Genomic DNA, 12004 nt, shown 5'->3' with positions numbered 1-12004 from the left:
TGCTCATAGAACCAGCTACGGCTCCGACCTGTCAAACGCATCGCCTCTTCTAGGGGCACCCAATCCGATTGACCAGCTTCTAGCAGATCGACTTGCTGCCGTAGGGTGTGAATGACCTCCCACAACTTTTGCTGCAAGTCATCTACCTCCTTCTTTGTGTAAACTTCCACCATAGTCCGCTATAGCATTATTAGGTGAGCGGGTGGATAGTGTCCGTTCTGTTGCCCAAAAGCAACACAGTCCGCACGGGAGAAAAAGATACGCCCACTATTAGAAGTGCGTGGTTGCATAGCAATGGGCAATACTCCCGACTGCCTCTGCTTCTCAAACCACGACCTGCTTCTCCCCGCTAATCGGCAGGCTTCGTTCTGTGGTACCCATTCATTCAGCATCGCTTTCGATATGGCAACTTCCCTTTGAAGCGACATCAACTGCTTTGAAATGCCTTGGATTAAAGTATCAACCTCTTGCTTACTATACACTTCCATCATAGACATGCTACCTATAATAAAACAGGGGGCACAATAGCGTTCTTTCTGGCGAAAGCCACGCAGTCGGAACGCTTGTAGAATATGCGGCCCGAATCCGTCGTCCTCGGCTGCATGGCAATGGGAAGGCTATCGGTATTGCGGCGCTCATAGAACCACGCCCTGCTCCTGCCAGTCAATCTACACGCCTCCGCTTGGCTGACCCACTCGCTCTGTCCCTCCTTTAGCAAGTGTATTATAACGTCTTGCTCCCTTATCTTCTGCCAGAGGCTTTCTATTGCCTTGTCGAATTCTTCCCTGGTCGGCACATCCATAAATTCAGCAAACATTAGTGAGTGATGAGGCAAAAGTATAGATATGCTGCCCACTTAACACCATATTTTAAGTCATAAGGTGCTGATATTCAGTATCTAGCAAATATATTCTGCTGCTTATTACTTCTAATCAATTGTTCCTTTGGGTTCTACATGAAAAGGGCTGCCCATTAGAAGAGCAGCCCTTGCATAGATTTAACGAGGTAGTAATGCTTACAGGGTAGTTGTGTCACCCAACGCGACAAACCGCACTGTTAGGACAGTCATTCGTACGTGCTCCTGTATATACATTTGCAGTCCTTCTGCCCCTGGATAAGATATTCTTTCCTCGGGATAAACCCAAGAGTCACCAAGTTCATAGGCTCCTGTTAAGAAGGCTCCTACCAACCATTTGTCATCCGGCAAAACCAGAAGTCGAACACTATGCATTTTACCTTCCGCGTTGAAATCCCAGCACTGAGAGAAACCATGCACTCTGTTTCGGTACATTACCACGTACTCGCCATCTTCTGTGGTTGCTGGCTCGCACTGTTTCCACTCGGGATTAGCCAATAAGAGCACGTTTAGCTCCGATATCGACAAGCGCCAACCATAGCGTGCTGTGCTGATGGTAGGTAGTATGAGGTCTAGATTGCAGGCCTGCCTATAGTCATCGCCAAACACCTCTTTATACATAACGGAAAGTATAATTCCATCCTCAACTTCCTCAATAGATAGCCTAGGCGAAGCTGTCGGATTGTCTATCGTCTCTTGCTTGTAAAAGTAGTACTCGCCAGAAACGTGACTACCGACTAAAAAGGCGTCAACTAGCCAACGATCTGTGTAAGGAATTATCAATTGTACCCACTGCATTACTCTCTCCTTATCGAATATCCAGCACTGATAGTACCCATGCAGGGCATGACGATAAACCACAGCGTAATCGGTCTCCCATAACTTGCCGGGCTCGCAATATTCCCACGTTTCTGGTTCAGTTAGTAAGAGTTGGTTTAATTCCTCAATCGACAGGCCCCAGCCGTGCCGTACGTCGTTGATGGTAGGTGGCGCAGAGGCCGGCTGTTGATCTGACATGAGTAAGTTAGTTAAGGGAAAAGCGTGGGCTGCATTGCTGGTACTGCCAGAAAGCATCCTCCAAGGCTTCTAAGGCATCTTCAGGAGTTGACATAGGCGGTGCTGCCTCGTACGTCTCTTGCAGCAACAAGCGGTAGTATAAGGCCCACGGCCCATGCTCATTCGTTGGCTCGTGCCGGACATACACGGCGGGGATACCATAGCGGGCGGCTAGGTTGCGAGCTTCAGCTTCTAAGGCGGTAATGATAGCGGTATGGTTCATCGGTATAACAGGCTATAGAGTGACTAGACAGCACGAATCAAGCGGCAGACCCGGTAAACGCCGAACAGATTGCGTAGCGTGAAGCCCTCCTCTTGTTCCTCCCCGTTGCCCATGTCGTCCATTCCATAGATTCTCTTCTTGGTGTGAGACGTGACGCAGATAATTTGCTCGGCTAGATAAGCAGGCTCAAGCGTAAAACGTTGGGCATTCATCTGCTCAATAATCACATAATGGCTGCCTACTTGCAGGTTGCGCCATTGCTCTTTAGCCACGGGCTGCACTACTATCAAATCGTTGTCTAGTAAGTGCGGCGCTAAAGCATTACGCTCTACCTGATACACAATGCAACCTGCTGCTATCTCCTCACTGGTGAGCAGAGACGTTACGGGTTGGCCGTTCCATACGGAAGGGCGCGGTAGTACTTGGTCTCTTGATTCGCCAGGCGTCGGGAAGGCGTAAGAATGAGTTGATACGGCTGTAGGTAAGACAGCGGAGGGGATAAAGGATTGGCTCGTAGTTTTCATATACTTAGGTATTTCAGTGATAGCGGGGTTGCTATCTGATGTACCTAAGTTCCACAGACAGATTTAACTGTGCAAGAAATGGATACAACTAAATGATGACTGATCTATAAGTATCTGATTTTGAGAACAATTAATTTAGTTGGGCTTCACATATTTTCTCTCTAATACCACTACCAATGCATCTAGCCGTTCGGCAGTCGCTGCACTACGACCCGTGCCATGTAGGAGTCGGCTCACGGTTGCAGGGTCTTCCCCTACTATACGCGCTATCTCGCTCACACTATACAACTTGCCATTGATTTCCCACCAGCTTCTTAAGTGTGACCACTCAGCAGACAAGTTAGGGCGGTCAGCAGGAACTGGCGTAGGCTTTGGGCCTGGCTTTAGTTTTGGGGCAGATGACTGCTTGTCTTTCATGGGGTAAAACTACATTACTTAATCCAATTAATTGTTCATATATTCATGAAATATATTATTCCCTAAGAATGGGCTTAGGCAGCGCCGTGTTTAGCTTGATATATAGCTGAGCAATGTCTTTTTCGACTGTGCTCGCCTCTTAAAGTGGCAGCCGCGATCTTCGTTTGGGGGGAGCGGTTGGAATGGCCTTGAGGTGCTTTAAGAATGCAAAGCAGCAAGGGGGCGGGGGTGTCGAAAGTGACCTACCCGGTCTGTGGTTTCGGTTTCGGAACGAGTTGAGGGGAGGGGGTGAAATAGAGGCTAGGTAGCTCACTGGACTTCTCTCTCATTGCTCACCCTCGCGTATAACCACTAGTGAATGCGCGGGCTGCTCTGAGCAAATCAACCGCGTAGCTTTCTGCTAATGCTTTCCCCTCGCTGGTTGGAGCAATGGTTGTACTGCCCTCTTTTCGGTCTCGCTTTACGTAGCCAGCAGAGACGAGCCCCCGAATGTAGGAGCGTCTAAGCGTCGGCGTAAACATGCCTTTACTGTCAAACTCCGACAGGCTTATGTAACTTGACCACCCGTTGCATAGCAAATAAAGCACGGATAGAAGTCGCATTTGTCCCGCTTTCAACCCCGCTTTTTTAGCTGCTGTTCGTTGGACTTTACTGCTTACCGCAACGTAAGATAGCGTTCGCGGTTCATTGAATGTCAACATGTTGAATGATTGATTAAGGAGGTTGAAATAAGTTTATTGTATGCCCTGCGCCTTATTGGTAGGCGGTCGTAGGGCAGGGTTTTACCCAGCTTTTGCCTAGTAGCTGTGCGTAGGTCTCTCGCTTGAAATATTAAGACGCTTGTGAACCTCTAAGGCTGTCTCCTAACACACACGCGATTTCTAATCTGTGCGCGGCAGCCAAGTCTTGTAGTACTTCTATCCCCCCTTTGGTCATAGTTGGAAGGCCATCTGATAAGACAATCAATTGACGCTCTCTTAGCAGGGCAATCGTATCGCTGAATTGCCTTGGCGCAGTCGTTGATGGACGGGCAAGTGACTCTAAAAGCAGAGTTGTTAAACCCAATTGCTGCTGGGCGGCGAAGGTTAACAGTAAAGTCACTGCGTCGCTCGGCAAGGAATGAAATATTGCTATGTCCTCTATGACATTGTAAAGTAAGGCACCCTTTAGTAAGGTGAAAAGACTTCTTTTGGCAAGTTTCATGGGAAGGATTTGAAAATTTGTGTTGAAAAGAAAATAAGACTGCGTAAAATGCGTAGTGCGTAATTTTTTTACGCAGTCTTATTTTTAGTACCCTGCTTATAAGACTTTATTCAACTTGTTGATATTTTGTGTTTTACAGAATCGGTTGTTCTGCCTGCACAAGTACTGAGCATTTAATGAGCAGCGTAGTGCGTAAAAAAAGGCTGCGTAATTTTTTTACGCACTACGCATTTTACGCAGTGCTTTTAAGCCAATTTCGCACCGTGCCTTCTGATACGCCCAGCTCCTCAGCTATTTTTCGATTGGATGCGCCTGTGGCGGCCATTGCGGCGGCGCGTTCCATTTTCTGCGTTTTCTGCTGTCGCTTCTCGTTTAATCCAACGGCCGGCTTGGGCATTCGCGCATACAGGGCCAGTGCATGGTGGCGGTACACATCGGCCAAGGTTAGAGCCGTGTTGAAATCAGCATCAGAGCAAACCAGCTCCCCCACAGGGACAGCACCTTCCTCGGCCGTCCGCAACAGGGTAAGCAGCATAGCCAGGCGAAAAGTGGACAGGCCCAACCGCTTGATAACACTGCCTACATCATCACCTTGCTCGGCCACTGCCGACGCTAGGGCCGTCGCGCCTGCTGCATCGAGGCGCTGCCATTGTGCCCGTGTCAGTTCGACGCTTACTGGCTGGTCAACCGCTGTTATCAACTGCGTGACATAGCCGCTCATCTCGTCAAAATGTTCCTTCAGGTGTCCGCGTCCGTTGTCTGGTGCTACGCTTCGCCACGTCTGCGTTGGAGCGAAGTAGTAGAACAGAAACCGGCTAAAAAGGCCATCTTCGGCGGAAGAAATAACGCCTCGCACCTGGTTGTAAGTCCCGGTCAAGACTATGCTCAAACAAGGGGCCGTCAGCTCGTAAAACTCACGCCCTGTTTTTCTCTGATAGGTGTAAGACTCGTGGTGGAAGGCTTTGCGTAGCAGGTCAGAGAAGTTGCCCCAATCCTGTTTCATAGAACCCCCAAGGGTATCCGCCTCAGTCTCGCAAACAATGCCTTGTCCGTCGTTCTCGGCAAGCGCTTTAATCAAGCCCGCTGCGCTGTTGTTGGCGGGTAAATAAAGCTGTCGAAAAGGCGGCGGCATGGGCGGCTCGGCGGATTTCGGCGCTAGCATTTCTTTCGCCTTGCTCGTGGTGCGCTGCTGCCGGGTGTACTGGTCCAACTCTACCTCGTATTGCCGCTGCGCCTCCCTGCTCTCATCGACGCGGGCCGCGTGAATGGGGTAGGCGAGTCGCCTCGCATAATTCAACCCGCCCTTGCCATTAGCAGCGGGTCCAATAATGAAGCAATACAGCGTTGCCCATACGAGAGCCCCATCGTACTTGCCGGTCAGCGTGGGGAAGCACCCCGACAATACAGCCAGCGCAGCGGTTAGCATAACGTCCCGTTCGTGGCCCTCGTGAAATGGGCTACAACATTTACCAAGCACCGATGGCAGTGCCGCATAGACGCTTGCCGGAATAGTGGGCGTGTGTAAAGGCTCCTGTGGTTGAGTTGCTTCTGTGGGAGCGACCCGTTCGTGGTAAGTAGCAGATGGCTCCCACGGCTTGCTATTATGCGCCGACCCTTCCCGCTGATAGATTCCGTGCACTATGCTGCGTATTTCAACGGCGGGGAAGTCCTCTTGGGCATAATTTCCCGCGTGGGCGTCTAAATCGGCTAAAGGCACTCCTTTTTCATTACAAAAGAAGGCCAAGGCAGCCAACCAAGCATTTCGGCCGCCCTTTAAAGGGAATGATCCGTGTCGGGCCTCATATTGAAGGAGGCACCAGGTCAGTGCATGTGTAGTAGTGTCAAAACCAGCAGTGGTCCGCGTAGTGGCGGTTTGCGGTGGTGCAGTATGAGTAGATGTTGCGGCTCTCATGGCCGAAGCATTAAGGGGCATATAGCTAGGAAGAAAAAGCAGTGGAAGAATTAGGCAGCGCAACGTGGAGCAAGCCAAGCAGTAGCATCGTGGCAGGCAAAGCAGGCGCGAGCAACGTCTTTCCCGCTTTTATCCGGTGTTAGCTCTGGCCCGTACTTGCTGCTCATGTAGTCGGCCACAATGGAGAAATTTTCCAAATGGCTTACGTTGGGGTCTATTTCTACCCACACCTTTAATCCGTCGCCACTAGGGCTAATAAAGGCCAGCACCACTGCGGACCCTAATTGCTCATCTGCCAATATTTTCTGCCGGCTCGCATCGGGGTCTGACAGATGGTCAAAGTCCAGCACCATGAGCCCAGAAGATGAAGCGAGATTCTCATTGGCGCGAGTAGGCCGGAAACTGCCGGCTGGCGTGGCATAATCTAGGCTCCGCTTTATTCGGTCGCGTGCTTCGCTGCCGGCTGGTTGCGACCGTAGTAGTCGGGTTTTGTCCGCCAAGTATGGCCCTCTGATAAGCTTCCAAAACTGCCCAGCCGTAATATCTTTATAAGGCTCCCGGCTGCTAATACCTCCTTTGAAGTAGCTGAATACGGGTTCAGCTACAGGTAATTTAACTACCTCAATCTTACGGATAGGAGGTCTAAACTCATTGGTTGCTGGCTCCCGTAGCCCCGCCAAACGCAAGGCAGGAAGCAGTTCATCTAGCGAAGCCGTGTAGCCGCTACGGCGTAAGGCTTCCGCCAACTCATCGTGCGTGGCGGACAAGCCCATAACATCATGAGCAAAGACGCTTGTAATCACGGCTGGCGTGAAGGTATAAGGCACCGCTACTTGCATGATGGCCGGCCCTCCTTTGGCTCTGGTGTGGCTATCATCACCCGTTGCAAATCTGCATCTCGGCGGGCCTGCTCCGTTTCCGGTTCATCGGGCCGTAAGTAGGCGCGTAGGCAGCTATCGAGCGTCTGCTCCGAAATGTAGAAACGTCGGCAAATGTTACGCCGGCCTACGTCGCTAAAAGACAGGAATGGAGCGCAGTCGAATAGCAGAAAAATCTTCGGGAATTCTGCGCGTGTCAGATGGTTAAGTCTTTGAGCTTTTGTATCTTTGGCTACTTGCCTGCCAGCATAGTAGCGATTTTGTGAGACCCCGCTGTTCGTATCCATCGAATCAGCGGGGTCTTTGTTTCTGACCGCGACGGGCATACTTGCGTCGCCCATCTGGTTGAATTTGAGCTTGGAGAGCCGACATAATATCTCCCCTTTTCAAACGCACTGAACGCCCTATTTTGAGGGCTCTGAGTTTGTTAACTTTAATCCACTCGTAAACAGTCTGCGGACGGACATTCAAGAGTTCCGCTCCCTCCTGAACCGTATACAGCAGTTCGTTCTTGTCTGCTTCGCTGGCAGCAGCGGCCTGCTCCGATAAGAGTAATTCATACTCCTCACGTGCAACTTGGCGGGAGCGCTTATCAATCTCCTCAAGTAGTGGAGCAAGCGCCTCCGCCCAACTTGAGGGCGAAGAATAAAAAGGTACGCTACCGAGGTTTGTCGGTGAAACGTTGCGATGGTGTGCTGTAGCACTCATAAACTTGGTTACTCCCTGCGTTAGTGCTAGAAAGTGATACAAGTTCTATAGGCTGGGACAAGCCATAAAATACAGGCCCGTTTCCGCTAATCGCTACCCGTTCAGGACTTTGTAAACCCGTTTGCAAACCCGTTTAGTTAACCGTTTGTCGTGTTTGTAATCGTATATTGTACTGTATGCTAATGAACTCCCTGCGTGCAGCTTCATCTATTTTCTTCTCATCGAACAGCCAACTATTCGTGGCTTGACGCGCTGCTAATCTCGCCTCTGCTGGCCCATCTGGGGTAAAGTTATTCGCAATCTTGACTCCATATAACAGCGCAATAGCCTGTACCAATTCGCTTTTCATTCCTTGGTCAGCAAACCGGTGCCATAACAATGTCTCAACCATCCCCCATATTTTGCTTGGTTTGGCTGGCCCTTTTGGCCTACGCTTTAGGTCAACAAATCCTACCTTAACTGCTAATGCGTGGCAATCTGCGGGAGTAATATTTCTGAAAAGCTTAGAAACCGCGTGTTCCGCGTAGTTCTCAGCTATGGGTGGGCGCTCTAATTCCAGTCTTTGCCCTGAAAGCAACTTGGTAATTTCAGGTCCCATATTTTGCTGACGTGCTTCAATGCGCCGCCGAACAACTTTTAAAGCATTGATAGCAACCTCGGCAGGTATAATAGGTGAACCTGGAATAGCAATACCAAAGCGACAGATGAGTAATCCGCTCCCCCCTTTGCTCTCGTTCCAACCTTGAAAAAACAACTCGCTATTTAAAACAGAGCCAAGTGTGATTACATGTCCACCACCTAATAGCTCCCGCAACGTTGAACTACTTAGGTATGTTGATATGGTGTCTACCGTGTTGGTTAATTGATCACAATCAATCTCGTCTGCTTGCTCTAGTATGTCAGCAAGACTGCTAACCAAAACAGGCCCACCTTTCACTATATCTTTAGTAAGACCGTAGAGAAATTTATCACTGTAAAGACTGACGCCATTAGAAATTACTTTGTTGTTATCGTCTATCCAGCATCCGATGATATAATCATCTTCATCACGAGGCAGTTTACTCCCTGTACCATTTGTTAGCTCATCCAGCCAACTTAACTCAAATAGCCGTTGCCAATTCTGGCAGTCTTCTGCTTCCTCGCCGAAATGACGAACTAACGCTGCTTCCTCTTCTGCAACAGCTTGGCGGCGTTGGGCAAATTCTTGATCGTAAGGAATCACGGGTTGCATATAAACATAGTGGCTAAATAGTTTCTTGCTCACCCCAAACGCGTGCGAAGTCGGCCAGTAACCGTTCGGGGGTTACCTGAATGTAGCGACGGAACGACTTAAAGTCCTTATGTCCAGTACTTTCCATAATAGTTTCCCAAGAAAGTCCCCCTTCCAGCGATAAGGTCACATAAGTACGACGACCCGTATGCGAGCTTATTAGCTCGTACTTCGGGTGGGTAGTGCTGGTGCGTTGGCTTCCCCGGTACTCTACTTGCTCAGTAGGGGTGTCAATGCCCGCCAGCCGGGCCACGTCTTTAATGTAGGCGTTCAGCTTTTGGTTAGAGATGGGGTGAATTTTACCCGCCCAAAGCTGAGCCAGCAGCGGCACAGCCCGGTTTCCCCGCAAGGGCACAGTTAACTTCCCGCTTGTCTTCTGTGAGGTTAATTGCAACCATTCTCCCTTCTGGTGTTCTGGTTTGAGCGCGGCCACGTCCGAAAATCGCAAACCGGTGTACGCGCTAATCAAGAACAGCGCGCGGGCATTCTCCAACCGCCTCGCGTCCGGCAGCATCGAGACGTTTACCGTTTCCAGTGCAGTCAGTTCGGTACGGGTGAGGGCCAGCACGTCGGGGTCACGGCGTGTCCAGCGCCAGCGTTTATAGTCTTGCAGTGGGTTGCGGCCCAACTCTTGCGCGTCGGCTAGGAAGTGCTTGAAGTGGGCTAGGTGCTTGGCAATGCTGTTGTCCACTAGGCGGGCCGTATCCAGTAGGTAAGCCGTGAAGTCGTGCCAGAATTGCAGCGTAAACCCTGCATACCCCAACGGTTGCCCGGTGACTTGCTCATACCGTTCCAGGTGGTTGTGAAGCGTCCCAAGCGCCTTTACGGTGTTAGGGCGGCGGGTGCGGGCGTGACGCTCTTTGTAAGCCAGCAGGTCAGGTAAGGGGCGCGGCAGCGCGGCGGGCGCTTCGGGGGCCGCTTCGGGCTCAATGACTTGCCGTAGAGCTTCGGGAGTAGGCAAGGTGCCGGCTGCGCGGCAGTCATTCCAGAACGCCAATAGCCGCTTGCTCATGCGGTCGTTGTTGACGTTCAGCGCCTCGTTGGCCCGCTTCACGTCGGGGTCAAGTGTTCGGCCTTTGGTGATGGCCCGTTGCACGTCCCCACCCGCCCAAAGCGCGGGCAAAATCTTGTCTCCGGTATAGATACGAATGCGCGGCTGTCCGTTCTGGGGGTTGAACCATATAAAAATTGCCGTTGGCTTTTCAGCTTTAGGTTCTTTCAGATGAAACGAAACAGTTGCCATATAGCAGAACATTTTATTGTCGCCATTAAGGTACGACAAAGAATGCTCTAGGGTACAACTTGGGGTACAGAAACACAGTAAAGAACAGTAAAACATTGAGCAAGAAGATGCTCACAACAAGCACAAATTGCCCTTATTGTGGCACAAGGGCACATTATAGCTAAATTCTTTATAAGTATTGTACGGTTATGGGTACTCCCGTCTCTGGTACTAAAAGGGCTTTCTACAGATGTAGAAAGCCCTTTTGCTTCAATGAAACATACCGTTTTCTGATGCTAAGCAATTAAACTTGCTCCCGAACACCAGTAAGGTCTTATCAGAAAACAGGAAGCCTTTTGTTTTTCTAACACACTCTTTGGAGCTAGGCTTGAGCAAGTTTACAAATCTGACAAAGCTTACTTACCCCAAGTTACCTACTGGTATCCGCCCACAGAAGCCTAATCTAAATCTGCTTGGGCAATAAAGGCAAATGCCATAGGGCCAGTCTGAATCGGGCAGCGCACGACACGCTTTTTGGCAATAGGCGCCGAATGAACTTGCTTTCTGGAAGGTATTCAACTAGCAACTAATCGTCTTTTCAGTGAGAATTTGCCAATACCAAAAAGCTATGCAGCAGCTAATCTGTAGGCATCCAAGAGCTAAACCATAGCAAAAAACTGCACAAAGCCTATGCATTATGCTTATAACATTATAGGCACAAGTATGGTATCTACAGCATTATCCTAACTTAGCACACAGAAGTTGGTAAAGTGCGACAGTATGATCAGGGGAGGCAGGACTTACTATAATCTTGTTGGCTTAGAGCTGGACACGCACTGGTTTATTGACTATTAGATGCGTGCTTTACACTCAACTATGTACGGATTTTGGGGTAACCGCCCAACGAAACTTGACCGGGAAGGACTACTTCATCAGCCAAACAACGCTTATATTTCGCTGAATAAGCTATAACCTTCATAATACTTTCACATTCATCTATCTCATGTCCAACCCAGGGGCACTTACTTGTTTGGTCATTGATGATGACACAATGAACCGGCTTACGCTGGAGCATTATATCGGCTTGACAGAATCTTTGCAGCTCGTAGCTTCTCTCAACGATGGGGCACAGGGCTTAAACTTTTTTCGGGCAGGCAACAAAGTGGATTTACTGTTTCTGGATGTCGAAATGCCAAACCTCAGTGGCTTGGAGCTTCTGCGGGTGCTCACCGACCCTCCAGAAGTTATTCTAGCCACTTCCTACGAGCATTTCGCCGTCGATGCTTTTGCGTTGCGCGTAACCGACTATCTGGTCAAGCCTTTCGATTATGCTCGGTTCAGCCAGGCCGTACAGCGCGTATTAGAGCGGCGTCCCACTTCAACTATGCAACCTCAGCCGCCTGCTCCGTCGGCACCAATGCCTTCTGACCTGTTTGTGAAGGTAAACAACCGCATGGTGCGCCTCAACTTTGATGAAGTACTCTACATTGAAGCGCTGTCCGACTACGTAACCATCGTCACGCTACGCCAGAAGCATATTGTGTATACCACCCTTAAGTCGTTTGCTGCTCGGTTGTCGTTCGATCATTTCGTGCGGGTGCATCGTTCCTATATTCTGAACATGAAGCACGTAGAGTCGATTGAGGACAACACGGCCCGGCTAGTAGGTGGTCATCAAATACCCATTGGCGTTTCGTATCAGGAAGCGTTTTTCAAAAACCTGAACCGATTTTAG

11 protein-coding genes are annotated in these 12004 nt (G+C 49.9%); 1 reads left to right on the top strand and 10 read right to left on the bottom strand.

All coding sequences use genetic code 11. The annotated features are described in order from the left end of the window. Positions 1 to 502: 502 nt before the first annotated feature. The 10 genes from ACFE7X_RS01295 to ACFE7X_RS01250 form a co-directional block, all read right to left on the bottom strand. Positions 503 to 817 carry a hypothetical protein gene (locus ACFE7X_RS01295; RefSeq protein ID WP_375433845.1) on the bottom strand — a complete coding sequence of 105 codons (315 nt, stop codon included), beginning with the start codon at positions 815 to 817 and terminating at the stop codon, positions 503 to 505. 198 nt (positions 818 to 1015) lie between these two features. Next, complete coding sequence (locus tag ACFE7X_RS01290) at positions 1016 to 1873, bottom strand: hypothetical protein (protein ID WP_375433844.1); 858 nt, start codon at positions 1871 to 1873, stop codon at positions 1016 to 1018. Positions 1874 to 1880: 7 nt separating this feature from the next. Then, entirely contained in the window at positions 1881 to 2135 is a 255-nt protein-coding gene (locus tag ACFE7X_RS01285; protein WP_375433843.1) for a hypothetical protein, read from the bottom strand. A 23-nt stretch (positions 2136 to 2158) separates the two neighbouring features. Continuing rightward, positions 2159 to 2659, bottom strand: coding sequence for a hypothetical protein (locus tag ACFE7X_RS01280; protein WP_375433842.1), 501 nt, complete (start codon positions 2657 to 2659; stop codon positions 2159 to 2161). A 1248-nt stretch (positions 2660 to 3907) separates the two neighbouring features. Then, a complete protein-coding gene (locus ACFE7X_RS01275) occupies positions 3908 to 4279 on the bottom strand; it encodes a hypothetical protein (RefSeq protein ID WP_375433841.1) in 372 nt (123 codons plus the stop codon). Between the two features lie 232 nt (positions 4280 to 4511). Further along, the gene (locus tag ACFE7X_RS01270; RefSeq protein ID WP_375433840.1) at positions 4512 to 5705 is read right to left on the bottom strand and encodes a DUF3987 domain-containing protein; all 1194 of its coding nucleotides are present in this window, start codon (positions 5703 to 5705) and stop codon (positions 4512 to 4514) included. A 536-nt stretch (positions 5706 to 6241) separates the two neighbouring features. After that, positions 6242 to 6994 (bottom strand): BT4734/BF3469 family protein, encoded by a 753-nt coding sequence (locus ACFE7X_RS01265; RefSeq protein WP_375433839.1) that lies wholly within the window; start codon positions 6992 to 6994, stop codon positions 6242 to 6244. A 366-nt stretch (positions 6995 to 7360) separates the two neighbouring features. Then, positions 7361 to 7819, bottom strand: coding sequence for a helix-turn-helix domain-containing protein (locus ACFE7X_RS01260; protein WP_375433838.1), 459 nt, complete (start codon positions 7817 to 7819; stop codon positions 7361 to 7363). Positions 7820 to 7910: 91 nt separating this feature from the next. Then, positions 7911 to 9041 (bottom strand): hypothetical protein, encoded by a 1131-nt coding sequence (locus ACFE7X_RS01255; protein ID WP_375433837.1) that lies wholly within the window; start codon positions 9039 to 9041, stop codon positions 7911 to 7913. Continuing rightward, positions 9022 to 10290, bottom strand: a complete 1269-nt coding sequence (locus tag ACFE7X_RS01250) for a tyrosine-type recombinase/integrase (protein WP_375433836.1) — start codon at positions 10288 to 10290, stop codon at positions 9022 to 9024. The genes ACFE7X_RS01255 and ACFE7X_RS01250 overlap by 20 nt, the downstream gene beginning before the upstream one ends. Before the next feature lie 982 nt (positions 10291 to 11272). On the opposite strand from ACFE7X_RS01250, the gene ACFE7X_RS01245 reads away from it, so the two are divergent. Further along, positions 11273 to 12004: a LytR/AlgR family response regulator transcription factor gene (locus ACFE7X_RS01245; protein WP_375433835.1), complete on the top strand. Its 732-nt coding sequence runs from the start codon at positions 11273 to 11275 to the stop codon at positions 12002 to 12004.

This window comes from uncultured Hymenobacter sp. (assembly GCF_964242765.1).
In the GTDB taxonomy this organism is placed as follows: Bacteria; Bacteroidota; Bacteroidia; order Cytophagales; family Hymenobacteraceae; genus Hymenobacter.
The sequence above is the reverse complement of the archived record's forward strand: the minus strand, read 5'-3'. Positions and strand labels throughout refer to the sequence as shown.

Coding starts and splice junctions, on each gene's coding strand:
- ACFE7X_RS01295 (WP_375433845.1), bottom strand. CDS start 817: ATGTTTGCTGAATTTATGGATGTGCCGACCAGGGAAGAATTCGACAAG.
- ACFE7X_RS01290 (WP_375433844.1), bottom strand. CDS start 1,873: ATGTCAGATCAACAGCCGGCCTCTGCGCCACCTACCATCAACGACGTA.
- ACFE7X_RS01285 (WP_375433843.1), bottom strand. CDS start 2,135: ATGAACCATACCGCTATCATTACCGCCTTAGAAGCTGAAGCTCGCAAC.
- ACFE7X_RS01280 (WP_375433842.1), bottom strand. CDS start 2,659: ATGAAAACTACGAGCCAATCCTTTATCCCCTCCGCTGTCTTACCTACA.
- ACFE7X_RS01275 (WP_375433841.1), bottom strand. CDS start 4,279: ATGAAACTTGCCAAAAGAAGTCTTTTCACCTTACTAAAGGGTGCCTTA.
- ACFE7X_RS01270 (WP_375433840.1), bottom strand. CDS start 5,705: ATGCTAACCGCTGCGCTGGCTGTATTGTCGGGGTGCTTCCCCACGCTG.
- ACFE7X_RS01250 (WP_375433836.1), bottom strand. CDS start 10,290: ATGGCAACTGTTTCGTTTCATCTGAAAGAACCTAAAGCTGAAAAGCCA.
- ACFE7X_RS01245 (WP_375433835.1), top strand. CDS start 11,273: ATGTCCAACCCAGGGGCACTTACTTGTTTGGTCATTGATGATGACACA.